Here is a 23615-nt window from a genome sequence, read left to right on the forward strand (position 1 = left end):
ACACAGGAAACTGTGTCGTTATGGAAATAATAATCCCTTAAGGGAAAATAAACGGAATATCAAAATGAATTTGCATGAATACCAAGCCAAACAGCTGTTTGCAGAATTCGGTTTGCCTGTACCAGAAGGTTTCGCATGTGATACTGCACAAGAAGCTTTCGAAGCTGCAGGTCGTATCAGTACAGCCAAGAAAGTCGTTAAGTGTCAAGTACATGCTGGTGGCCGCGGTAAAGCGGGCGGCGTAGAGCTACATGACACCAAAGAAGGCGTTAAAGAGTTTGCACAAAAGTGGCTAGGTAAAAACCTAGTGACTTACCAAACAGACGCTAATGGTCAGCCTGTAACAAAGATCCTAGTTGAAGAAGCATCAAACATTGCTAACGAACTTTACCTAGGTGCTGTTGTTGACCGCGCAACGCGTAAAATTGTATTCATGGCGTCAACTGAAGGCGGTGTGGACATTGAGAAAATCGCTGAAGAAACTCCAGAGTTGATTCACCAATCAGCGATCGATCCTCTAGTAGGCCCTCAAGCTTACCAAGGCCGTGAACTTGCGTTCAAACTTGGTCTAGTTGGCGATCAAATCAAACAGTTCGTTAAGATCTTCATGGGTCTTGGCAAAATGTTCTCTCAGTACGACCTAGCTCTACTAGAAATCAACCCGCTTGTCATTACTGGCGAAGGCAACCTGCTTTGTCTAGACGGTAAGATCAACATCGACTCAAACGCGATGTACCGTCAGCCTAAACTACGTGAAATGCACGATCCATCTCAAGAAGATGAGCGCGAAGCACACGCAGCACAGTGGGAACTGAACTACGTAGCACTAGATGGCAACGTTGGCTGTATGGTTAACGGTGCAGGCCTTGCGATGGGTACGATGGATATCGTAAACCTACACGGCGGCAAGCCAGCAAACTTCCTTGATGTAGGCGGCGGCGCGACTAAAGAGCGTGTAGCTGAAGCATTCAAGATCATCCTTTCTGATGACAATGTTAAAGCAGTACTCGTAAACATTTTCGGTGGCATCGTTCGTTGTGACATGATCGCTGAAGGTATTATCGGTGCAGTTAAAGAAGTCGGCGTAACAGTTCCTGTAGTTGTTCGTCTAGAAGGTACAAACGCAGACCTAGGTCGCGAAGTACTTGCTAATTCTGATGTTGATATCATTGCAGCTGAATCTCTAACAGATGCTGCTCAGAAAGTTGTTGCTGCTGCGGAGGCTAAATAATGTCTGTATTAATTAACAAAGACACTAAAGTAATCTGTCAGGGTTTCACTGGCGGTCAAGGTACATTCCACTCAGACCAAGCTATCGCATACGGTACGCAAATGGTTGGTGGTGTTTCACCTGGTAAAGGTGGTCAAACTCACCTAGGCCTTCCAGTATTCAACACAGTACGTGAAGCGGTAGAAGTAACTGGCGCAACAGCAACAGTTATCTACGTACCAGCTCCTTTCTGTAAAGATGCAATCCTAGAAGCGATTGATGCAGGTATCGAACTGATCGTAACGATCACTGAAGGTATCCCTACAACAGATATGATCGACGTTAAAGTGAAGCTAGAAGAAACTGGCGTTCGCATGATCGGTCCTAACTGTCCAGGTCTTATCACTCCAGACGAGTGTAAGATTGGTATCATGCCTGGTCACATCCACAAGAAGGGTAAAGTAGGCATAGTATCTCGCAGCGGTACTCTGACGTACGAAGCAGTTAAGCAAACAACAGATGAAGGCTTTGGTCAGTCTACATGTGTTGGTATCGGTGGTGACCCTATCCCAGGTTCAAACTTCATTGATATCCTAAAACTTTTCCAAGAAGACCCAGAAACTGAAGCAATCGTAATGATTGGTGAAATCGGTGGTACTGCGGAAGAAGAAGCGGCTGAGTTCATCAAAGCAAACGTAACTAAGCCAGTTGTATCTTACATCGCTGGTGTTACTGCTCCTCCGGGCAAGCGTATGGGCCACGCAGGCGCAATCATCTCTGGCGGTAAAGGTACTGCTGAAGATAAATTCGCAGCACTAGAAGCAGCAGGCGTTAAGACTGTTAAGTCTCTTGCTGACATCGGTAAAGGCCTACGTGAAATCACGGGTTGGTAATCAGCTGGCTTTTATCGATTGAGATAGAAGTTAATTGAAACGATATTAAAAAGGCTTGGTCACTGACCAAGCCTTTTTTATGTTTTCGAGATACGAGATCGTACTGCTAAGTGCTAAGCTCGACTTCTAACCATTTGAGATAGCATAAACATTGCTGCCGCACTGATAACCACAGACGGGCCAGCAGGCGTATCATAGAACCAAGACAAGCTTAATCCACCGAATACAGCGATAGAGCCAATAATTGATGCAAGGAAGGCCATCTGCTCAGGTGTGCTCGATAACTTCCTTGCCGTTGCTGCAGGAATAATCAGTAGCGATGTCATGATTAACGCACCAACAAACTTCATACCGACAGCAATCACGATACCGACCAATAGCATCAGAATCAGACGCATTAAATCAATGTTGATGCCATCAACCGCCGCGAGATCTTCGTTAACCGTCGTTGATAGTAGTGGTCGCCAAAAGATAGCAAGTACTAATCCAATCACAGCAGCACCCGCATAGATGAACACTAAATCCGTTGGAGATACTGCCAGCAAGTCACCAAATAGGTAGCTCATTAGGTCAACACGAACGTTATCTAAGAAACTGACAGCAACCAAACCAAGTGATAGCGCACTGTGCGCCAAAATACCGAGTAGGGTATCGGTCGCGACCAGCTTTTGTTTTTGTAAAGTCACTAGCAACACGGCCAGCATCAAACAACAAATCAGCAGCGCGAAATACAAGTTAATGTTGAACAGAAAGCCAAGTGCTAAGCCCATCAAAGAAGCGTGAGCAAGCGTGTCACCAAAGTAAGCCATCTTACGCCACACCACGAATGAACCTAGTGGGCCTGCAATTAGTGCAATACCCAAACCCGCCAAAATAGAGGGAAGAAGAAACTCAAGCATTAGTGGTGTCCGTGTTTATGGTTTGAACATTCATGCACGTCGCCTTCGACAGGCTGGCCTGCGAGATCATGATGGTGATGTTCGTGTTGGTGATGATAAAACGCTAGCGTCTCTTGGGTCGCGGTGCCAAAGAGCGCAATATACGAAGGATGGTGTTTGATGTCTGCAGGTGCGCCTGAGCAACAGATGTGGTGGTGTAAACAGATAACATCGTCTGTTTTTGCCATCACTAAATGCAGATCGTGTGAAACCATAAATACGGCACAACCAAAGCGGTGGCGAATGGTGTCAATCAAGTCATAAAGGTCTATTTGCCCTTGAACGTCGACGCCTTGAGCCGGTTCATCGAGAACCAGTAGATCTGGTCTTCTTAGCAATGAACGAGCAATGAGCACACGTTGGTTTTCTCCGCCAGATAGCTGGTGCATGTTACTCTTCTGCAGATGTTCAGCACCAACAAGCTTCAATGCTTCAAGGATCTCTTGCTGACTGAAATTGCCAGTGAGTTTTAGAAAACGCTCTACGTTGAGCGGTAGGGAATCATTGAGCTTTAATTTTTGTGGTACATAGCCAATTTTCAGTTTTTTAGCTTTTGTTATTGTGCCTGAAAATTTGGTCTGTAAACCCAGTACCACTTTTACTAATGTCGACTTTCCTGCACCGTTTGGCCCAATCAGGGTGGTGATTCTGCCGCGCTCTAAATTTAGAGAGATGTTGTCTAGAACTTTTCGACCGTCAAATTCGACGCTCACAGAATCTAGTTGGATTAAGTTATCCATGAATAGAACTCATTTGCAATTCGCTAATGTTATAATGTAACATTTACCTCAAGCCTAAGCTACTTTTCTATTATCGAGGGATTATGTCACGTTCATCTTTTATACTTGCTACTTTGCTTTTAGCGCCAAGTGTCGCAAGTGCCAATACTATTCTAACAAGCTTTAAACCAATTCAAATGATTGTGACAGAATTAACGCAAGGCGTTAGTGAGCCGGATGTGTTGATGAACAGCAATGCTTCGCCGCATGATTATGCGCTTAAGCCATCGGATGTCAAAAAAGTTCATAGTGCCGATATGGTCATCTGGTTCGGCCCTGACCTAGAAGCCTTTCTGACTAAGGTGATTGGTTCAAAAGAAAATGTTATCAAGATCAGTGATATTCCCGGAATCAACTTGCGAGAGTTCGGACACGAAGAGCATGACCACGATGCACATGAAGGGCACCACCACGGTAGCCATGACCCGCATTTTTGGTTAGGTATCGAGCAAGTTGAAGTAGCTGCAAAATACATCTCAGCTAAGTTGATTGAATCTGATCCAGACAACGCAATGGCGTACCAAGAGAATCTCGATTCATTCCTGATTGCATTGAAAGAGAAGCAACAGTCTATTCGAGAGCAACTTGCACCCGTGAAAGACAAAGGTTACTACGTTTTTCATGACGCGTATGGTTACTTTGAGCAAGAGTTTGAGCTAAATAACTTAGGTCACTTTACGGTGAGCCCAGAGCGTAAGCCGGGTGCAAAAAGCCTGATCGCTATTAAGAAAACGATAGTACGTGAAAACGTTCAATGTGTGTTTTCTGAGCCTCAATTCACTCCTGCTGTGATTGAATCAGTGACGCGCGGAAGTAACGCAAAACAAGGTCAGCTTGACCCTATCGGTTCAACAGTTGAAGTGAAGAGTGGAAGCTATTTCGATTTTCTTCAGCAACTTACAGATAGCTATACAAGTTGCTTAGACGAGAAGTAAGTCATAAACGAGTATTCTTTACTCTACTTTGCTCTCGTTAATTTATGAATCATGCCGCTTTTTGCGGCATTTTCGTGACCGCTAAGATAAAACCTCCTAACAAATAACAAACCTCCTTTCTCCTTTTCTAATTTCCGCTAAAATGGAAAGATAATAATAAGCACAAAAAAACTCAGTTTTTGGTTTAGCAACGATAAGACGTTGTGGTACCCAAAATTTCATGTGTTGTTGCTGTTCAGGATTAAGAGTTGTATCGAATTATCTTCAAAATGTTCATGTTAATGAGCATTTCATTTAGCGTTCTAGCGGTAAATACCTCGCCCTCCGTTTTCTATCCTTTGCCCGCTCAAGCGCAAGGGAATTTCCTTGCGGCTAAAAACTTGTATTTAGGTGCCGGAGGTGGGCTCTGGGTTCATGATGTGCATGGAAAAGTACTCTTTTACGATGGTCGAACTCTATTCCCTCGCAAGGGAAGCTTACTGCAATTTTCTTCGGAAAGAGTCGCCTTTCTGAACGATGAGTTTTGGACATTTTTCGACAATGAGGTCTATCGACATAACCCTGGAATTGGCAACGAATTGGCGTTTAGCCTAAGTCCCGGCGCTGAAATAGCGAATATCGGTGCATCAGGCGATTATATTTGGGTTACTGACGGCAGTAATTTCTATACCTACAACACTCAATCTTTAGAATTCAACACCTACTCTCTACTTAAACTGTACCGATACAATAACAGCAGTGACATTGCGATTAACGACGCTGAGTGGGTACTATCAAAGTGGGTGCTAGCGACCAGTTCTGGCGTTTACCTTTCAGAGAATCAAGAGTTTACCCATGTCACCGCATCAGACAAAAACCATATTGAGACGGTTTATTTTTCGAATGCTCGACGTGAGTTAGTGATCGGTACTTTAAATGGTGCTGTGATTGTTGATCTCGCGAACCCAGACAAAGAGACCATCGTTAAAGGGTCGCATGTTCTCTCGTTGGCCGAAACTTCGGACCAGTATTGGATTGGTACAGAGCACGGCCTTATTAGCTACAACTTTATTACGGGACAAATTACTCCATTCGAACAAGCCGCTAGTCAAGACTTCTCGTTACCGGGTGAGAAAATATATTCGTTGATAAACGATCATGCTGGTGGTATGTGGGTTGCGACAAACAACGGTATCCGATACTTCTCACTGTTCAGCAAAACCTTCTCGAGAACACCCCTAACTGGAATGGGCATGCATTCGAGTAGTGTGGTGATCAATAAAGTACTGCCTGTCAGTGACCAGTTATCTTGGGTCGCGTCTTCAATGGGGCTCTACTTGGTTGATTCTGAAAGTGAAGAGAACCCAATTCGTGTTTACTCTAACCCTGTTAATGATTTTGAGATCTTTGGCTCTTCCATTTGGTTGGCGACCGAACAAGGTATCATCAGTCTAAATACGGAAACACTACAACCCGAAGCCCTTGATTTACCAAGGCCAATTGAGGGAGTGCGTGTTGAAAACCTTGCGCTTCAAGCCGATAACGTTCTTTGGATGACCTCTGGGCAAAACCTCTATTCGTTATCTATCGAAACCATGAAACTGACGAGTTATGGCACTGACTGGTTAGTCGACAAGTTCTTGCCTGCGAAGATCACCGCTCTCAATGTAGGCTTGCTAGGTCGCATCTATATAGGAACGGATCATGGCTTCTACTCGTTCATTGATAAACGAATTAGCTTTAGTCGTTCCAGCGAACGGTTTGGCAAAGTCGTCGATATTGAAAAAGCGAAGGATGGAGCGCAGTGGTTTGCGAGCAGTTATGGCGTGTATCGAATCCCGGATGACAGCTCTATTATTCAAGAAATCACTCTTGTTGAAGACAATATTAGCCCCAACTGCCTGATAAGCGATGACAATGGTGTTTGGTTAGGCTCTTCGAAAGGCATCAGTTATTACGGATTGGATGGGCAACTGCATAAACACATAGGTTCGCCATTTGGTTTGATCACCAATGAACTGGCGGCAGGAGCGTGTGCTCTTTTTTACAGTCAAGATAGCCAACCTTCGAGGCTTGTTTTCGGCTCAAAGTATGGTGTAGTCAGCGCGTTATCTAACGAGTTACTGGTATCAACTACACCTCATAGCCGTGCCTTGTTGAGTAAGATAAGTGTCGACCAACAAACGGTATCACTTGGCGGGAAAATGGCAGAGCTGGATGAGATTCCTTATGGTTCATCGATGGGGTTTAAGCTAGGTATCTTACCAGCAACGTTCGCACCTGCGATGGAATACCGACTGAGCGACGATGAACCTTGGAGTGAGTTTGAAGGGGGCTTGTTAACGCTCGATCATCTTCTTCCTGGGGATTACACACTTGAAGTGAAGCCGGTTAAGGACTCCCATTATCGCTTTGTGTCAACCAATCGAAGCTTTTCGATTGCAGAACCTTGGTATCTGACCAATTGGGCTGCAGCAAGCTCTCTTATATTACTGATTGGCGTTGTGACTATCTTAGTCTTTTGGCGTTCGCGTTATGTCACTTTTGCCAACCGGCACTTAAAAGCGCAAGTTGCACTGAAGACAGACCAATTGAGACACCAAAGCCGGATATTACTCGCGACTAATCAACAGCTTAAAAAGCAGCTATCCGTGAAGAATGCGCTTGTGTCTCACACTGCCAATGAACTCTCTTCTGAAGTGAATCATATTGCTGCGATGCTCCCGAATTGGAATGACGAGCTCGGGAAGTCGCCGATTCTAACCTTGAAAAATGGCTTAGCGCAATTGAGCAATACCCCCCAAGGGAAAGGGCAAGTTTGTTACGATATAATTTTAATCTTAGAGGCGGTACTCAAAGCTTGGCAGGATGACTTAACCAAAGCCGGTATTGAATTGGATATTAAAGTCGAAACAAAACAACGATATGTCTCGTTGCTGTATTTTAATCTCGATATTATCTTCAATAGCTTGGTTGCGAGCATCATCAAGAGAAACTTTAAGTCGCAGAGTATGGTGGTTCTGGTTGAAGAGGTTAAGGAGCATCTTGTTGTGACCATTCGAGATCATGGGATGCCTTTCCCTAAACTGGCATCAAGCATGGGTGACAATACCGGAAAGTCGACCGACCTTAACATCGAAAAGCTGCCGCTATTGATGAATCAGAGCGGTGGTGAGCTTAATGCCTTGGTTTCGGAGTCTCAAAATAAGGTTCAGCTTTCGTGGCCAATTGAGTATCAAGTACTCGACAATCTTGAAGCCAGCACAATTGAACAGATTGAAACCATTAAGCTTGCCGCCTCAACACCAGAGCAACAAAAACTGACAGTGGAACAAGAGTGGAAGAACAGAGTGTCGCAGCTTGTGAGTGAAAACTACGCTGATGCCGAGTTCAGTACTGCAACTGCCGCTAAGTATTTGTTTATGTCTGAGAGAAGCTTACAGAGACGCTTTAAATCGGCTTACAACAAGACCTTCAAAGAGCACTTGAATGAAGTACGTCTAGAGCATGCGTGTGAGCGCTTACTCGCTGGAGAGAAGATCTCTGATGTGGCGTTTGATTCGGGGTTCAATGACCCTTCCTATTTCAGTCAAAGGTTTAAGCACCACTTTGGCATGTCACCATCTAAGTTTGCTGAAAACAACGAAGAGTAGCACGCAGCGGATACTCAGCTAGAACATAAATAAAGATACTTTAGCCTCGACATTCGTGTTGGGGCTTTTTTATGCTTCTACGAGATACGAGATACGAGATACGAGATACGAGATACGAGATACGAGATACGAGATACGAGATACGAGATACGAGATAAATGGGGAGTTTAAAAAGGTTGTTGGGATAAAACAAAGGGAAGAAAAAAAATATCGTGGCATAGCCGGGGGGACTATACCACGGGTGCCAACGACACCTTCGCTTGCTGCCGGAGTGATATAGCAAAGCCATATCACCTCTGGAATAAAATTAAAGAGAAGTAGTTTCTCTTCGATGGAGTAACTATACGTCCAGCTACTTATTTTACTTATAAAATTAACGACAGATACCTATGAGAAAACCGACATTTCCTCAAGTGGTTGATAATTAATGATTTGTTTTTGTTTGGGAGGGTTTGTACTAGTGAGGTAGTTCTCGCTAGTTGTTGAAAGTAACGTTTTTGACGTAAACGTTTTTAACGAAACTTACGAGTATGTATTTTCGAAAACATTGATTTCACACAATAGAATTGTGGGCATGTATGTGTATCATGGCGTTAATAACAATCTTTCTCATTATCAGTCACGAATTGGGTACTTATGAAACTCTCACAACTAGAGCAAGGAAAGGCGGCTTCTATTGTTGCACTAACAGGTTTAACACCAGACGTAAGGAAGAAACTTATGGTCATGGGTATGTTGCCAAAAACCGAGGTGACGCTTATCCGCCGTGCACCTATGGGTGATCCGCTTCAAGTTGAAGTGAGAGGTGTTTCTATCGCCATTCGTGAAAGCATTGCAGAACAAATCGAGGTTATCTAAATGGATTATCAAGTTCTTACCGTTGGTAACCCGAATAGTGGTAAAACAACACTGTTCAACGCACTGACTGGTGCTAAGCAGCACGTTGGTAACTGGGTTGGTGTCACTGTTGAAAAGAAGACGGGTTTATACTCGCACGCTGGTGATCAGTTTCAACTAACGGATTTACCGGGTATCTACGCACTAGACAGTGGTAATGATGCGAACAGCATCGATGAGTCTATCGCGTCTCGCGCTGTTTTAACTCACCCAGCAGATGTGATCATCAATGTTGTCGACGCTAGCTGTCTAGAACGAAGCTTATATATGACATTACAGCTGCGTGAGTTGGGTCGCCCAATGATCGTTGTGTTGAACAAAATGGATGTATTAAAGCGCGAACGTCAGGTGATTAACCTTAAAGCACTAGAGAAAGAGCTAGGTTGCCCAGTTCTAAGCTTGTCTGCAAACGATAAAGGTCAAGTGGTTCGCTTTAAAGAGCGTCTGCATAAACTGCTTGTTCAAGGTGTGAGCCTTGACCCTATCTCTATTGATTACGATGCCGCGTTAGAAGCTCTTATCCCTTCTGTTGAGTCACAATTTGATGATGCTGACGTATCTCACCGAGCGCTAGCGATTCGTGCTTTAGAAAATGATTACTTGGTATTGAATGGTTTAGCCCCACAAACTCGCACTCAAATTGATAGCGTGCGTCTTGGTGCCGATTTCGATATTGACCTTGCTGTTGCTGACGCTAAATACACTTTCTTACATGACCTTTGTAAACGTGTTCGTCGCAGCGAAGGCAAACTAAGCCGTAACTTTACAGAGAAAGCAGACCAATTCATTTTGAACAAATGGGTCGGTATTCCTTTCTTCTTCGTTATCATGTACCTAATGTTCATGTTCTCTATCAATATCGGTAGTGCGTTTATCGACTTCTTCGATATTGGTGTTGGAGCAATATTAGTTGATGGTGGACACCACTTATTAGATGGCCATTTACCAGTTTGGTTAGTCACTGTACTTGCTGATGGTATTGGCGGCGGTATCCAAACGGTTGCGACCTTTATTCCTGTGATCGCAGCGCTTTACCTATTCTTAGCGGTACTAGAAAGCTCAGGCTACATGGCTCGTGCTGCATTTGTACTTGATAAAGTGATGCAGAAGATTGGTTTACCGGGTAAAGCATTTGTCCCACTTGTACTGGGCTTTGGTTGTAACGTGCCTTCAATCATGGCAACTCGTACTCTTGACCAAGAGCGCGAACGTAAACTAGCAGCATCAATGGCGCCGTTTATGTCATGTGGTGCTCGTTTACCGGTATACGCACTGTTCGCGGCGGCGTTCTTCCCAGGTGCAGGACAAAACGTAGTATTCGCTCTGTACATCATGGGTATCGTTGCTTCTGTATTTACGGGTTTGTTCCTGAAAAACACGATCTACCCAGGTAGCAGTGATAGCTTAGTGATGGAAATGCCAGATTACGAATTGCCGACAGTGCAAAACGTAATGTTGAAAACTTGGCAGAAGCTGAAGCGTTTCGTACTTGGTGCAGGTAAAACAATCGTGATGGTTGTGGCTATTCTTAGCTTCCTAAACTCTCTAGGTATGGACGGCAGCTTTGGTAACGAAGATAGCGAAAACTCAGTACTGTCTAGAGCAGCTCAAGTTGTAACACCTGTATTCCAACCAATTGGTATTACTGAAGAGAACTGGCCTGCAACGGTTGGTATCATCACAGGTATTTTCGCTAAAGAAGCCGTTGTTGGTACATTAAATAGCCTATATACAACGCCTTCTGATGAAGAAGCAGCTGAGTTTGACTTAGCAGCAAGCCTGCAAGAAGCGGTAATGACGATCCCTGAAAACCTAGCCGGATTGAGCTACTCAGATCCATTAGGTATTGAAGTTGGCGACTTGTCTGACTCTAATTCTGTAGCAGCTGACCAAGAAGTCGATACCTCTATCTTTGGTAACTTGAAAGACAAGTTTGTATCTGGTCATGCGGCATTCGCTTACTTGATTCTTATCCTGCTTTACACGCCTTGTGTGGCCGCGATGGGTGCTTATGTTCGTGAATTTGGTCAGACGTTTGCACGCTTCATCGCGGTTTGGACGATGGCTCTTGGTTACTTTGGTGCGACTTTCTACTACCAAGCGGCAAACTTTGCTGCGCATCCTGTGACAAGTGCAGTATGGATGGTGGCGATTGCTGGTGGTTTTGTGGTGACGTATCGCGTCTTCAAGAAAGTGGGCAGTAAGCAGAAAGCACTAGAGGTGCAAGTAGTATGATTTTAACTGAACTTCATCAATACATTGATAGCCACGGCGTTGCGGCTCGTAAAGAGCTCGCTGCAAAGTTTGGCATGAGTGAAGATGGCGTCGATGCGATGCTGAGTGTTTGGGTCAAGAAAGGGAAAGTTTCTCGCTTGGTCGATACGAATAAGCATGGTCATACAACGCGTATTCGCTACACCATCAGCAAACAAGATGGTTTGTCGCTTAACGTGATGATGTAGTTCGGTCTTCAGACTCTCGTTGAAAAAGGCGAGATTAGAAAATGACAAAGCCGCTTATCTAAGATGAGCGGCTTTTTGTTATGTGTCTTTTCTGAAGTGTTTTGCTTTAAAGCTCAATGAGATGAACTCGAATTATGCTTTCTTGAAGATAGAGCTCAGTGACAGAACGTTTTGGATACGAGTCAGGATAGCGGCTTGATCTTCTTCACTGCGCTGTTCGCCTTTTGTATTACCCCATACTGGGCCGGGCCAAGCAATGTCGTCTTTGAAGCGTGCAATATGGTGGATGTGCAGTTGTGGCACCATATTACCCAGCGCACCAAGGTTCAATTTGTCTGGTTGGAACGTTGCTTCTAATGCTTGGCTTACCGCCTGAGATTCATGTAGGAACTGCTGTTGCTCTTTCATTGGTAAGTGGTGCAACTCTTTTAGGTTGGCACGTTTTGGTACCAAGATAACCCAAGGCACTGCGTTATCTTTGTGTAGCAGGGCTAAGCTCAGTGGAAATTCGCCGATAAGTGTGGTGTCTTTCGCAAGTTGCGGGTGAAGTTCGAAGCTCATGATCTTTCCAATTAATTGTTTTACATGAGTATAAGGTCGGAGTTTGAATGTGGCTAGGGCTTACGTTCTCAATAAGCAGATTCCCTATCACGTTCGTCCCTCACTGTAGGGAATGATGGTGAGAAGAGGGATAACGATTTGGTGTGGTTTGATGGCGCATCATTGATGTTGTCTTGGATTCACTACACCTATTCTCGTCATCTCCTAGAGCGACGAATGAGCGTAATAGGAGATCTCTTGCTGTGTAGGTTAGCTAATCGCTTAAATAATCGAGTAAACAAACCTCCAGACAAAAAAAGGTTGACGCTTTCACGTCAACCTTTCTAATTTTCTCGAATCTCGAATCTCGAATCTCGAATCTCGAATCTCGAATCTCGAATCGCTTACATACGCTCTAGAGTGTCGATGCCTAGAAGCGATAGACCTTGCTTGATCGTCTTCGCTGTTAGTGCAGCAAGCTTCAGACGGCTCTGCTTAACAGCTTTGTCTTCAGCAACTAGGATAGGGCAAGCTTCGTAGAAGCTAGAGAATTGACCAGCTAGTTCGAATAGGTAGCTACACATGATGTGTGGTTGACCTTCACGAGCAACAGACTGTACTGCTTCTTCAAACTGTAGAAGTTTCGCGATAAGCGCTTTCTCTTTCTCTTCAGTGATTTTGATTTCACCTTCAAGCGAGTCCATAGAAATGCCAGCTTTAGCAAATACAGAAGCAACACGAGTGTATGCGTACTGCATGTATGGTGCTGTGTTGCCTTCGAATGCAAGCATGTTGTCCCAATCGAACACGTAGTCAGTAGTGCGGTGCTTAGAAAGGTCTGCGTACTTAACCGCTGCCATAGCAACAGTGTTCGCGATCGCTTTCTTCTCGTCTTCTGCTAGTTCTGGGTTCTTAGATTCGATTAGCTGCGCTGCACGAACTTCGGCTTCATCAAGAAGATCAGCAAGACGAACAGTACCGCCTGCACGAGTCTTGAATGGTTTACCGTCTTTACCTAGCATCATGCCGAATGCGTGGTGCTCAAGAGAAACAGATTCTGGGATGTAACCTGCTTTACGAACGATAGTCCAAGCTTGCATTAGGTGCTGGTGTTGACGTGAGTCGATGAAGTAAAGAACGCGGTCTGCGCCTAGTTCTTCAAAACGGTATTTTGCACAAGCAATGTCGGTTGTTGTGTAAAGGAAGCCGCCGTCGCGTTTCTGGATGATAACGCCCATTGGGTCACCATCTTTGTTTTTGTATTCGTCTAGGAATACAACTTGTGCGCCGTCATCTTCTTTAGCAAGACCTTGCTCTTTCAGGTCCGCAACAATAGTTGGAAGCATGTGGTTGTACATGCTTTCGCCCATTACGTCATCACGTGTTAGAGACACGTTTAGACGATCGTAGTTGCGTTGGTTTTGAATCATTGTTACGTCAACAAGCTTCTTCCACATCTCTGCGCAGAACTCGTCGCCGCTTTGCAGTTTAACAACGTAGCCACGTGCTTTAACTGCGAACTCTTCGTCTTCATCGTAGAGCTTTTTAGATTCACGGTAGAAGCCTTCAAGGTCAGCAAGTTCCATTGAAACTTCACCAGACTCAGCCTGAACGCGCTCAAGGTTTGCGATAAGCATACCGAATTGAGTACCCCAGTCACCGATGTGGTTAGCGCGGATAACGTTGTGGCCTAGAAATTCTAGAGTACGAACTACTGCATCACCGATGATAGTTGAACGTAGGTGACCAACGTGCATTTCTTTAGCAACGTTTGGCGCAGAGTAATCCGCAACAATAGTTTGCGTTTCAGCAACGGCAACACCAAGGCGAGAGTCAGCCAATGCTGCGTCTGCTTGTTTGGCTAGGAAAGCTTCATCTAGGAAGATGTTTAGGAAACCCGGACCTGCGATTTCAACTTTAGACGCGATACCGTCTAGGTTTAGAACGTCCAATACTTTTTGAGCAAATTCTCGTGGGTTAGTGCCTAGTCGTTTAGCAACGCCCATAACGCCGTTTGCTTGGTAGTCACCAAACTGTGGTTTTGCAGATTGACGAACAGCAGCAGGAGAGCCTGCAGGTGCGCCAGCGGCTTCTAGAGCCTGAGATACTTTGTCATTAATAAGTGCTTGGATATTCACACGCGTTTCCTTCAATTCAAGGATGATAAGAGTGGCCGTTAATTCTTGGTCATTAAATTGGTTAATTATGCTTCTAGTTAACGATTTAATGCCAAAATCAGCAGCAGACTCTGTTTAAGTTCACAGAAATGGCGGTAATCATACCAATTTTGTGCGGTTTCTTATAGGTCGAATTGATAGAAAATTAACATTTCCTGAGTGGTTTTTGACAATCGACTTTTAGCAAGACGCGTTTGCATGTTTAAGGAGCGAAAAGAACATAGTTATTGAGTGTTTTTTGTAAAAGCAACGCTTGTTGCAAAAGGCAAAACTGATAACATGCAGCCATTATTTGGAGAACACAGACAATGATGATGAGCCTGAAGCAAGCTGAACTAGAACCACAACAAATGATCGCCCGCCTTGATACTTTTATGGCAAAAATCGAGAGCCTAGGAAATACATTAGGTTTGGATTTAAGCTTTGCTCAAGCGGATCATATTGCGCTGCGAATCAATGACACTGAGCTAGCGAAATCTGCCCATCAAGCGTGGTCTGAGTACGGCTCTACGATTTCTGAGGCGATGATTAATGGTCGTCCAATTGTGGTGTTGGCTTTCGATGAACCCTTGCAAAGCCTTGGCTGGAAAATTGAATGTTTGGAGCTGCCATATCCAGCAGAAGGTAAGATTTACCCAAGCCAAGATTGGGAACATGTAGAGTTTGTGATTCCTTCTCATGCCCAAACAGCTGATGAGTATCTAGCGGATCTTAAAGAAACTTACCCGCAGTTCGCTGCTAACTTTGAAACGCTGGGTGAGCAAGGCGTTAAGATCAAACTCTCTAGCCCGAAAGGCGAGGGTGAACGCTTGAATAACCCAACAGTGGCTTTTAAACATCAAGGGATTTGCATCAAGCTGCATCCACACTCTTTGAAGAAGATTGTGGAATCAGAACAGGCTTAATTTGAATAGAGAGTTGCTAGGAAAGAGATTCCTGATCTCGCCTTGGTTCGTCGGAATGACGGGGTGTTCGATGAAATTTTCCAGAGTCTATCTTTGGATAGTGACAGACTGAGCGTTCGAGAGCGTATGTTAGAGCCTATAGCTCGAAGGTTCATCACCGAGTTCGTCATTCCCGATAGCGACGAAGGAGCGTAGTCGGGAATCTCTCAAAGCGAGTCTGATCATCAGATACAAAAAACGCGCGATGGGCTTTCCCTATTGCGCGTTTTTTATTGGGTTCTAACTGGAAGTCTTACCGGAAATCGAATATCCGATTTACAGAATTACAGTCTTGTTGCCGTAAACAAACACATGATCATTGATCACCTTGTTTAACGCCTTACTTAATACATTCTTCTCTACGTCACGACCGGCTTGTGCCATGTCTTTCGCGCTGAAGTTGTGATCCACAGGGGTAACATCTTGCTTGATGATTGGACCTTCATCCAAATCATTCGTCACAAAGTGTGCCGTTGCGCCAATGATCTTCACGCCGCGCTCATACGCTTGTTGGTATGGCTTCGCGCCAATAAATGCTGGCAAGAAGCTGTGGTGGATATTGATGATCTTGTGGTGGTATTTTTCAACAAAACCTGGTGTCAGCACTCGCATGTACTTAGCCAAAACAAGGTAATCCGCCTCGTACTGGTCAATCACTTCTAGCATCTTCTTCTCATGTTCTTCACGGTTTAGCCCTTCGTGAGAAACATGGTGGTAAGGGATGTCAAAACGCTCGGTTAGGCTTTGTAGAATGTCGTAGTTACCGACAACGGCCGCAATTTCAACGTCTAAGCTGCCATCGAAGTTCTTCATTAGAATGTCGCCAAGGCAGTGTGCTTCCTTGGTCACGAGTATCACAACACGCTTGCGAGACGAATCAACAAGCTTACGTTTCGTATTTGGTGGCAGGGCTTGGTCTAAATCGGCAAGCAAGGTTTCATCATTGAAATAGCCTTCCAGCTCGGTGCGCATAAAGAAGTGGCCACTTGTGTTATCTACGAACTCATTGTTGTGAATAATATTGAGTTGGTGCTTATAACAAATATTGGTGATCTTAGAGATGAGGCCCGGGGCATCAGTACAATGTGTTAGTAAAGTTTTTCTTTCCATTTGCATCTTACTTCCATGAAATGTTGCACTTATTATATGAAATAGGGATTCTTCAAATTTAATGCAGGCCGTCGAACGGTGAACTGAGCCGCAATATCACCGTTATAATTAATCTATTATCAAGTTGGTTTCAACAAATTCTGCTGCTGATTTATCGCTTTGATAAATTGTTTGATATAGAAATATCAGTTTTTAGATAGAAAAACAGGCAGAAGCTTCATTTTTAAAAGTTTTGACCGTAGTACGCATTTGAACTTCAACCGAGGCATTTACGCCTTGGCCAAAAATAGAGGTGATACTTATGGATAAAGAGTTACTAGCCAAAAAACTGTACTGCAAGCGAGTGAATTCATTGGCGAGAGGTACCGAATTAGATGGTCATGTTCTAGATGAAATGTGGGAAAGTAAGACCTCACCAACCGATGCAGCGAAAGCCATACAGCCTGGTGATAACCATTTTGAAGGTGCTCCTTGGCTATCACGTTATCTCAGTCGAAAATAAAAACGATTCTCTAATTCCTACTTCTTCAATTCTTACCTTCAAGGTAACTTAAGCCACGTCAAGCCAAACCAAACACCTCCGGTGCGAAGTCATTCTTGATTCGCGCCGGCTCACTAAACCTGCCATAATTCTCCTTCTCTTTTTCTAAACTTCGTACTCTATGATATCTAAAACGTTTTCTGCTGATGGCGCTCTGGGCAAAGCTATCCCTGGGTTTCAACCAAGACAAGCTCAGTTAGACATGGCTGAAGCGGTTTCACAAGCTATTGAAAATCAAAGCCAGTTGGTTGTTGAGGCTGGAACAGGTACTGGTAAGACGTTTGCTTACCTAGTGCCTGCGCTGCTTAGTGGCAAGAAAACCATCATTAGTACGGGGTCTAAAAACCTTCAAGAACAGCTGTTTCACCGAGATTTACCCTTGATGGTCGATGCGCTTGGCTTTTATGGTCAAGTTGCGTTGCTCAAAGGACGTTCAAACTATTTGTGTTTGGACAGACTCAGCCGCCAAATGATCGAGAGTCATGGTGCTCATACCGATCCAACTCTGCTGGCTCAGTTAGTCAAAGTTCGTAGTTGGTCGTCATCCACTCAAACGGGTGATTTAGGCGATTGTGATGATATCGCTGAAGACAGCCCAGTTATTCCAACCATTACCTCGACTAACGACAACTGCTTAGGCAAAGAATGCCCGAGCTACACTGATTGCTTTGTGCTTAAGGCGCGTAAAAAAGCGATGGATTCGGATGTTGTCGTAGTAAACCACCATCTATTCCTCGCGGATTTAGCGATCAAAGAAACCGGGTTTGGTGAGCTGATACCTGAAGCCGATGTGTTTATCTTCGATGAAGCGCATCAACTTCCCGATATCGCCAGTCAGTATTTCGGACAATCAGTATCAAGCCGACAAATCCAAGAACTAGCCAAAGACATTGAAATCGCTTACCGCACTGAAGCCAAAGACATGCGGCAGCTGCAAAAGGTTGGCGAGAGGCTCATTCAATCAGCCGCCGATTTACGCATTGTGCTCGGCGACACCGGCTTTCGTGGTAACTGGCGTGAAGCATTGAAGTCAGAGTCGATTGCGAGAGAGCTCGTGCGTTTACAAGATGCGTTGCAACTGGCTGTGGATGTATTGAAATTAGCATTGGGTCGAAGCCAGTTGTTAGACACGGCTTTTGAGCGTGCAACCATGATTAAGTCGCGTATCGAACGTGTGTGTGATGTGTCGATTACCGGTTATTCCTATTGGTATGACACCACGCCACGCCACTTTGCTTTGCACATCACGCCTCTTTCGGTTGCGGATAAATTCCATGAGCAGATTGAGCTAAAACCGGGTGCTTGGGTGTTTACCTCTGCAACTTTGGCTGTGTCGGATGATTTCGAACACTTTACTTCTCGATTAGGGTTAAAACCGTCGGCACAGTTTTCACTGCCGAGCCCGTTTGATTATCCGAATCAAGCGCGTTTGTGTGTGCCTCGCTATCTACCCGAACCAAATAGTCCCGGCTTAGCGGATAAGCTAGTAAGAATGTTGACCCCTGTGATTGAGCAAAACCAAGGTCGCTGTTTCTTCTTGTGTACCTCTCACAGCATGATGAAAGAGCTAGGCGAAAGATTCCGTGAAACGCTCTCGGTTCCAGTTCTGCTACAAGGTGAGACAAGTAAACAAAAAACCTTAGCCGAATTCATGGAATTAGGTAACGCATTGCTGGTAGCCACTGGCGCTTTCTGGGAAGGGATAGATGTTAGGGGCGACGCATTAAGCTGTGTTATCATCGATAAATTGCCCTTTACAGCCCCTGATGATCCTTTGTTAAAGGCTCGAATCGAAGACTGTAAGTTAAAAGGGGGTGATCCTTTTGCACAGGTGCAGTTGCCAGACGCTGTAATTACCTTGAAACAAGGTGTTGGCCGTTTGATACGTGATAAACGCGACAATGGCGCTTTGATTATTTGCGATAACCGCTTGGTGACTCGCGATTACGGTGGCATATTTTTGGCGAGTTTACCGCCTATCCCACGTACCCGTGACTTAGGGATTATTAAAGAATTCTTAGCTAAAGACCATTCAACCGCTGCTGAGTAATTAGCATTGTTGAGCTTAGCCATTATTTTTAGATTAGATAACGAATATTTGAGACACGAATGAGCGCGAAAATTCTTGCAGTAGATACCGCAACTGAAAACTGTTCAGTTGCACTAGTAATGGGTGACCAGGTGTTCGCACGTAGCGAAGAGGCTCCTCGAGACCATACGAAAAAAATTCTACCTATGGTTGATGAAGTACTGAAAGAAGCGAATGTCGCTTTAACCGATATCGACGCAATCGCGTTTGGCCAAGGCCCAGGCAGTTTCACGGGTGTGCGTATTGGTATCGGTATTGCTCAAGGCTTGGCTTTTGGTGCTGATTTACCGATGATCGGTGTGTCTACATTGGCAGCGATGGCGCAGGGCAGCTACCGTAAATTTGGTGAAACGCACGTAGCAACAGCGATTGATGCTCGCATGAGTGAAGTGTACTGGGCTCGTTACAGCCGTGAACAAGATGGTCGTTGGACTGCAGTTGATGCTGAGTGTGTTACACCACCAAGCGAATTAGCTGCGCAGCTTGAAGCGGATTCTGAGACATGGGCAAAAGTCGGCACAGGGTGGGAAGCGTATGCAGAGCATATGGACACACTAGCGATCAACACCAAAGCGTGTGAAGTGCTGTTCCCAGAAGCTCAAGATATGGCGTTCCTTGCTCAGTTTGCTTACGCAGAAGGTAAAGCGGTTGCAGCAGAAGAGTCTGAGCCTGTTTATCTTCGTGACAAAGTGACTTGGAAGAAACTGCCAGGTCGCGAATAATTTTTACAAGGTTCTGATGCAAATTAGGTCTAAATGCGTATTATTTAGATTTGAGAGGGCAGATATTTAGTCATGGTATCAATTAACAACTTACCTCCTTCTTCGATAGGCAGCACGTCTAAGCCGAATCGAATTAAAAAGAAGGAGCAGGCAAAAAAATCTGATGCTAGCACTGCGGTTGGGCAACCGACTAAGGTCGCTAATGCTGTTTCTCACTCTATTCGTCAAGTTAAAGAGTCTGAACTACACAAGGCTCAAATCCAGTATGATCTTCCAGAAGGCCGAGGACGTAAGGCTATGGAAGAGTATATGGATGTAATGAATCAGGCGAAGAAAGAAGAACTTGCAAAGCTTATCGGTGTCGATATCTACATCTAGAGCTTCTTATTAATGCCTGTTTAAGGACCAGAACCATGTCAAATTATCTCTCTAAATTACGCTTAATAGCCCTTTCTCTTGGTGTCTTGGTACTTGCCGGGTGTTCATCACTTCCTAGCGAACTTGAAGCAAAATCAGAGCCTGTAATTAGTGATTACCAACAGTGGGTCGACCAACTACCGGAGGCGAAAAGTGTTCGATTGGGTGGCGTTATCTCTAAAGTAACCAACTTGAAAGATAAGACTCGAATCGAAGTTGCTAATATGCCGATTTCGAGTAGCGGTAAGCCAGACCTAGACGCAGAGCCAAGCGGACGTTTTGTTGGTTATATTGAAGGGTATGTTGAGCCTCTAAGTTTTGCAGAAGGCCGTCTGATTACACTGGTTGGTCAGTCAAGCGGAAGTGAAGATGGAAAAATAGGGGAATACCCTTACATCTTCCCTGTGATGAAAGTGGACAACCAACGACTGTGGAACATCACTGAGCGTGTTGTTGTTAACGATTTTGCACCAACCTACTACTCGTGCAGAAGTTTACATTGTCGCAGTTTTCAAACGATGCCAAGACAAGGTCGAGTGATACAAGACGTAGAGTAATTAACTTTATCCGATGTTGATTACGCAAACAGATGGAACTACATGTTTGATGATTGAAAAGTCATACTCCCTCGCGAGCGGGACGCTTGCAACACAACAGATTGGCAACCCACAAACGACCGCAACGACGGTCGTTTTTATTCATGGGTGGTTGGATAATTCGTCCAGCTTTAATCAGGTTATGCAGCAAGTCGCCAAGTTTGCGCCCAATGCTCACCTTGTTGCTATCGATCTCTTCGGACACGGCTTCTCGTCGCACAAATCGGGAAGTTACTACCCATTTCATGATTATATAGATGACTTGCATCAGTTGGTGACTAAATTATCGCCAAACAGACTGGTACTGGTAGGACATTCACTTGGTGCATTGATAGCAAGTTGCTATAGTGCCGCCTTTCCTGAAAAGGTGTCAGGATTAATTCAAATTGAAGGTCACGGACCTCTTTCAGAAGCTCCCCAAGAAACGGTTTCTCGCTTGAGAGATGGGGTACTCAGTCGTCTTCGACAGCGAAGAAAGCCTTCACGTCCTCTGGCAAGCCTTGAGGATGCTATTAAGCTGAGAGCTCACGCCAATCAAATCAATGCTGAATTAATTGCTCCTATTGTCGAGCGAGGAATTGTCGAGTTAGATAACTCTTGGCAATGGCGATGCGACCCTAACCTAAAATGTGACTCGTTATATCGAATGTCACAGGCGCACGCTGAAGCGATCATGGCGGCTATTGAATGCCCTCAATTAATAGTTTTAGGAAATGATGGATTCCGACATTTGCAGCATAATCGCTACAAATCAGCCCATAGTTCTCTGAATATAGAGACTGTTCCTGGCGGACATCATTGCCATTTAGAGAGCCCGGAGCTAGTTTCAGAGCTAATTCTTGGTGTAGTTAACAAAATTTAAACAAGTGTTTGAGCCTTTTAGTGCTCATGCACTAAAGCTGTGCTGTAATACCGCAATGATAAAAAGCGGCGAAGCAGTCGTCAGCTGATAAACGAGGAGTAACATAGTGGACAAACCTTGGCTTTCACGTTATCCAAGTGACGTACCAGAAACGATCAACCCAGATCAGTACCCATCTCTTGTAGAAATGTTTGAACAGTCGGTACAGAAGTACGCGGACCAACCTGCATTCGAGAACATGGGCTCGATTATGACATTCCGTAAGCTTGAAGAGCGCAGCCGTGCTTTTGCCGCTTACCTACAGAATGACTTGAAACTGAAGAAGGGCGATCGCGTCGCGCTAATGATGCCAAACCTACTGCAATACCCAATTGCACTATTTGGTGTATTGCGTGCAGGTATGATTGCAGTGAACGTCAACCCACTGTACACACCTCGTGAGCTTGAACATCAACTGAACGATTCTGGTGCAAAGGCGATTGTTATCGTATCTAACTTTGCGAGCACGCTAGAGAAAGTCGTTGATAACACGCCGGTTAAACACGTTGTTCTAACTAGCCTAGGGCAAATGCTGCCACGCGCGAAAGGGACAATTGTCGACTTTGTAGTGAAATACGTAAAAGGCATGGTGCCTAAGTATGATCTGCCGGGTGCTATCTCATTCAGAAAAGCGCTGCACAAAGGTCGTCGTCTTCAATATGTGAAACCGTTCATGGCGGGTGATGACATCGCGTTCCTACAGTACACTGGTGGTACAACAGGTGTAGCGAAGGGCGCAATCCTAACGCACCGCAATATGATTGCGAACGTACTTCAAGCGAAAGGGGCTTACGGTCCTGTTCTGCAAGAAGGCCGCGAGTTGGTTGTAACGGCATTACCGCTTTACCACGTATTTGCACTGACGGTGAACTGCTTACTGTTTGTTGAGATGGGTGGTCGTAACCTTCTAATTACTAACCCTCGTGACATTCCTGGCTTTATTAAAGAGCTGCAAAAGGTTCCGTTTACCGCAATTACCGGCGTAAACACCTTGTTTAATGCGCTAGTTAATAACGAAGATTTCCACGAGTTGGATTTCAGTAACCTACGCCTATCTGTTGGCGGCGGCATGGCGGTTCAACGCGCTGTTGCTGAGCAATGGAAGAAAGCGACAGGCATTCACCTATTGGAAGGCTATGGCTTAACTGAGTGTTCACCACTGGTAACGGGTAACCCATACGACCTGAAAGACTACACAGGTGCTATCGGCCTACCAGTACCATCGACAGAAGTTCGTATTGTTGATGATGAAGGTAAGGTTATTGCTAATGACCAAGTAGGCGAGCTACAAGTTCGTGGCCCTCAAGTGATGCAAGGTTACTGGCAGCGCCCTGAAGCGACCAAAGAAGTGATCGATCAAGACGGTTGGTTATCGACAGGTGACATCGTTAAGTTTGATGACGAAGGCTTGTTGTACATCGTTGACCGTAAGAAGGACATGATTCTTGTATCAGGCTTCAACGTCTACCCGAACGAGATTGAAGACGTTGTGGCTCTGCATGGTAAAGTGCTTGAAGTAGCAGCTATCGGTCAACCTCATGAAGTGTCTGGTGAATTGGTTAAGATCTACGTTGTGAAGCGTGACCCTAGCCTGACCAAAGAAGACATTATCGCGCACTGTCGTGAGCACTTAACGGGTTACAAAATCCCTAAATTAGTCGAGTTCAGAGATGATCTTCCAAAGACTAACGTAGGTAAGATCTTACGCCGCGTACTGCGTGAAGAAAACGATGCAGAACTTGCGAAACGCGCTAGCGAATAATTAGCCCGTTTGCGCGAAAGTACTGCACCAAAACCATTGAGGCGCTTAATCTAAGCGAGCGCTGAAAAAT

Annotated in this window: 20 protein-coding genes; 15 read left to right on the forward strand and 5 right to left on the reverse strand. The window is 44.9% G+C overall.

Going from position 1 to position 23615, the window contains the following annotated elements:
* Window positions 1–64 precede the first annotated feature (64 nt).
* Both sucC and sucD read left to right on the forward strand, forming a co-directional pair.
* Window positions 65–1231, forward strand: coding sequence for an ADP-forming succinate--CoA ligase subunit beta (gene sucC / locus AB4623_RS10980; protein ID WP_019820479.1), 1167 nt, complete (start codon window positions 65–67; stop codon window positions 1229–1231).
* Window positions 1231–2103, forward strand: coding sequence for a succinate--CoA ligase subunit alpha (gene sucD / locus AB4623_RS10985; protein ID WP_004734209.1), 873 nt, complete (start codon window positions 1231–1233; stop codon window positions 2101–2103). The genes sucC and sucD overlap by 1 nt, the downstream gene beginning before the upstream one ends.
* Before the next feature lie 113 nt (window positions 2104–2216).
* Here the strand turns inward: sucD and znuB are convergent, their stop codons facing one another.
* A complete protein-coding gene (gene znuB, locus AB4623_RS10990; protein WP_372146388.1) occupies window positions 2217–3002 on the reverse strand; it encodes a zinc ABC transporter permease subunit ZnuB in 786 nt (261 codons plus the stop codon).
* A complete protein-coding gene (gene znuC, locus AB4623_RS10995; RefSeq protein WP_017061943.1) occupies window positions 3002–3781 on the reverse strand; it encodes a zinc ABC transporter ATP-binding protein ZnuC in 780 nt (259 codons plus the stop codon). The genes znuB and znuC overlap by 1 nt, the downstream gene beginning before the upstream one ends.
* An 83-nt stretch (window positions 3782–3864) precedes the next feature.
* Between znuC and znuA the strand changes: the two genes are divergently transcribed.
* The 5 genes from znuA (at window position 3865) to AB4623_RS11020 (ending at window position 11746) form a co-directional block, all read left to right on the forward strand.
* Entirely contained in the window at window positions 3865–4755 is an 891-nt protein-coding gene (znuA, locus tag AB4623_RS11000; RefSeq protein ID WP_017067380.1) for a zinc ABC transporter substrate-binding protein ZnuA, read from the forward strand.
* 269 nt (window positions 4756–5024) lie between these two features.
* Window positions 5025–8387 carry a helix-turn-helix domain-containing protein gene (locus AB4623_RS11005; RefSeq protein ID WP_372146411.1) on the forward strand — a complete coding sequence of 1121 codons (3363 nt, stop codon included), beginning with the start codon at window positions 5025–5027 and terminating at the stop codon, window positions 8385–8387.
* A 636-nt stretch (window positions 8388–9023) separates the two neighbouring features.
* Window positions 9024–9245, forward strand: coding sequence for a FeoA family protein (locus AB4623_RS11010; RefSeq protein ID WP_004734203.1), 222 nt, complete (start codon window positions 9024–9026; stop codon window positions 9243–9245).
* Entirely contained in the window at window positions 9246–11519 is a 2274-nt protein-coding gene (feoB, locus tag AB4623_RS11015; RefSeq protein ID WP_017067378.1) for a Fe(2+) transporter permease subunit FeoB, read from the forward strand.
* Window positions 11516–11746 carry a FeoC-like transcriptional regulator gene (locus tag AB4623_RS11020; protein ID WP_017061938.1) on the forward strand — a complete coding sequence of 77 codons (231 nt, stop codon included), beginning with the start codon at window positions 11516–11518 and terminating at the stop codon, window positions 11744–11746. Before feoB ends, AB4623_RS11020 begins: the two co-directional genes overlap by 4 nt.
* Window positions 11747–11878: 132 nt before the next feature.
* Here AB4623_RS11020 and AB4623_RS11025 read toward each other — a convergent pair whose 3' ends face one another.
* Together AB4623_RS11025 and argS are read right to left on the reverse strand one after the other, a co-directional pair.
* On the reverse strand, window positions 11879–12307 hold the full coding sequence (locus AB4623_RS11025) for an HIT domain-containing protein (RefSeq protein ID WP_017061937.1): 429 nt from the start codon (window positions 12305–12307) through the stop codon (window positions 11879–11881).
* A gap of 383 nt (window positions 12308–12690) precedes the next feature.
* Window positions 12691–14424, reverse strand: a complete 1734-nt coding sequence (gene argS / locus AB4623_RS11030) for an arginine--tRNA ligase (RefSeq protein WP_017070297.1) — start codon at window positions 14422–14424, stop codon at window positions 12691–12693.
* 347 nt (window positions 14425–14771) lie between these two features.
* Here argS and AB4623_RS11035 point away from each other — a divergent pair, with 347 nt between their 5' ends.
* Complete coding sequence (locus AB4623_RS11035) at window positions 14772–15368, forward strand: VOC family protein (RefSeq protein ID WP_102398069.1); 597 nt, start codon at window positions 14772–14774, stop codon at window positions 15366–15368.
* A gap of 315 nt (window positions 15369–15683) precedes the next feature.
* Here AB4623_RS11035 and purU read toward each other — a convergent pair whose 3' ends face one another.
* Window positions 15684–16517 (reverse strand): formyltetrahydrofolate deformylase, encoded by an 834-nt coding sequence (gene purU, locus AB4623_RS11040; RefSeq protein WP_372146390.1) that lies wholly within the window; start codon window positions 16515–16517, stop codon window positions 15684–15686.
* A 301-nt stretch (window positions 16518–16818) separates the two neighbouring features.
* Here purU and AB4623_RS11045 point away from each other — a divergent pair, with 301 nt between their 5' ends.
* The 7 genes from AB4623_RS11045 (at window position 16819) to fadD (ending at window position 23545) form a co-directional block, all read left to right on the forward strand.
* Complete coding sequence (locus tag AB4623_RS11045) at window positions 16819–17019, forward strand: hypothetical protein (RefSeq protein WP_017062381.1); 201 nt, start codon at window positions 16819–16821, stop codon at window positions 17017–17019.
* A 160-nt stretch (window positions 17020–17179) separates the two neighbouring features.
* Window positions 17180–19108: an ATP-dependent DNA helicase gene (locus AB4623_RS11050; protein ID WP_372097940.1), complete on the forward strand. Its 1929-nt coding sequence runs from the start codon at window positions 17180–17182 to the stop codon at window positions 19106–19108.
* Window positions 19109–19167: 59 nt separating this feature from the next.
* Window positions 19168–19869 carry a tRNA (adenosine(37)-N6)-threonylcarbamoyltransferase complex dimerization subunit type 1 TsaB gene (gene tsaB, locus AB4623_RS11055; protein ID WP_048615073.1) on the forward strand — a complete coding sequence of 234 codons (702 nt, stop codon included), beginning with the start codon at window positions 19168–19170 and terminating at the stop codon, window positions 19867–19869.
* A gap of 72 nt (window positions 19870–19941) precedes the next feature.
* On the forward strand, window positions 19942–20247 hold the full coding sequence (locus tag AB4623_RS11060) for a hypothetical protein (protein WP_017062378.1): 306 nt from the start codon (window positions 19942–19944) through the stop codon (window positions 20245–20247).
* A gap of 35 nt (window positions 20248–20282) precedes the next feature.
* Complete coding sequence (locus AB4623_RS11065) at window positions 20283–20843, forward strand: Slp family lipoprotein (RefSeq protein WP_017067373.1); 561 nt, start codon at window positions 20283–20285, stop codon at window positions 20841–20843.
* Window positions 20844–20892: 49 nt separating this feature from the next.
* A complete protein-coding gene (locus AB4623_RS11070) occupies window positions 20893–21744 on the forward strand; it encodes an alpha/beta fold hydrolase (protein WP_065583833.1) in 852 nt (283 codons plus the stop codon).
* Window positions 21745–21850: 106 nt separating this feature from the next.
* Window positions 21851–23545 carry a long-chain-fatty-acid--CoA ligase FadD gene (fadD, locus tag AB4623_RS11075; RefSeq protein ID WP_017062375.1) on the forward strand — a complete coding sequence of 565 codons (1695 nt, stop codon included), beginning with the start codon at window positions 21851–21853 and terminating at the stop codon, window positions 23543–23545.
* Window positions 23546–23615: the final 70 nt, after the last annotated feature.

Source organism: Vibrio sp. 10N.222.52.C12 (assembly GCF_041474215.1).
Classification (GTDB): domain Bacteria; phylum Pseudomonadota; class Gammaproteobacteria; order Enterobacterales; family Vibrionaceae; genus Vibrio; species Vibrio crassostreae_C.

Bases quoted from the DNA above. Each gene is read 5' to 3' on its own strand.
- sucC (WP_019820479.1), top strand. From the start codon at position 65: ATGAATTTGCATGAATACCAAGCCAAACAGCTGTTTGCAGAATTCGGT.
- sucD (WP_004734209.1), top strand. From the start codon at position 1,231: ATGTCTGTATTAATTAACAAAGACACTAAAGTAATCTGTCAGGGTTTC.
- znuB (WP_372146388.1), bottom strand. From the start codon at position 3,002: ATGCTTGAGTTTCTTCTTCCCTCTATTTTGGCGGGTTTGGGTATTGCA.
- znuC (WP_017061943.1), bottom strand. From the start codon at position 3,781: ATGGATAACTTAATCCAACTAGATTCTGTGAGCGTCGAATTTGACGGT.
- znuA (WP_017067380.1), top strand. From the start codon at position 3,865: ATGTCACGTTCATCTTTTATACTTGCTACTTTGCTTTTAGCGCCAAGT.
- AB4623_RS11005 (WP_372146411.1), top strand. From the start codon at position 5,025: ATGTTCATGTTAATGAGCATTTCATTTAGCGTTCTAGCGGTAAATACC.
- AB4623_RS11010 (WP_004734203.1), top strand. From the start codon at position 9,024: ATGAAACTCTCACAACTAGAGCAAGGAAAGGCGGCTTCTATTGTTGCA.
- feoB (WP_017067378.1), top strand. From the start codon at position 9,246: ATGGATTATCAAGTTCTTACCGTTGGTAACCCGAATAGTGGTAAAACA.
- AB4623_RS11020 (WP_017061938.1), top strand. From the start codon at position 11,516: ATGATTTTAACTGAACTTCATCAATACATTGATAGCCACGGCGTTGCG.
- AB4623_RS11025 (WP_017061937.1), bottom strand. From the start codon at position 12,307: ATGAGCTTCGAACTTCACCCGCAACTTGCGAAAGACACCACACTTATC.
- AB4623_RS11035 (WP_102398069.1), top strand. From the start codon at position 14,772: ATGATGATGAGCCTGAAGCAAGCTGAACTAGAACCACAACAAATGATC.
- purU (WP_372146390.1), bottom strand. From the start codon at position 16,517: ATGGAAAGAAAAACTTTACTAACACATTGTACTGATGCCCCGGGCCTC.
- AB4623_RS11045 (WP_017062381.1), top strand. From the start codon at position 16,819: ATGGATAAAGAGTTACTAGCCAAAAAACTGTACTGCAAGCGAGTGAAT.
- AB4623_RS11050 (WP_372097940.1), top strand. From the start codon at position 17,180: ATGATATCTAAAACGTTTTCTGCTGATGGCGCTCTGGGCAAAGCTATC.
- tsaB (WP_048615073.1), top strand. From the start codon at position 19,168: ATGAGCGCGAAAATTCTTGCAGTAGATACCGCAACTGAAAACTGTTCA.
- AB4623_RS11060 (WP_017062378.1), top strand. From the start codon at position 19,942: ATGGTATCAATTAACAACTTACCTCCTTCTTCGATAGGCAGCACGTCT.
- AB4623_RS11065 (WP_017067373.1), top strand. From the start codon at position 20,283: ATGTCAAATTATCTCTCTAAATTACGCTTAATAGCCCTTTCTCTTGGT.
- AB4623_RS11070 (WP_065583833.1), top strand. From the start codon at position 20,893: ATGATTGAAAAGTCATACTCCCTCGCGAGCGGGACGCTTGCAACACAA.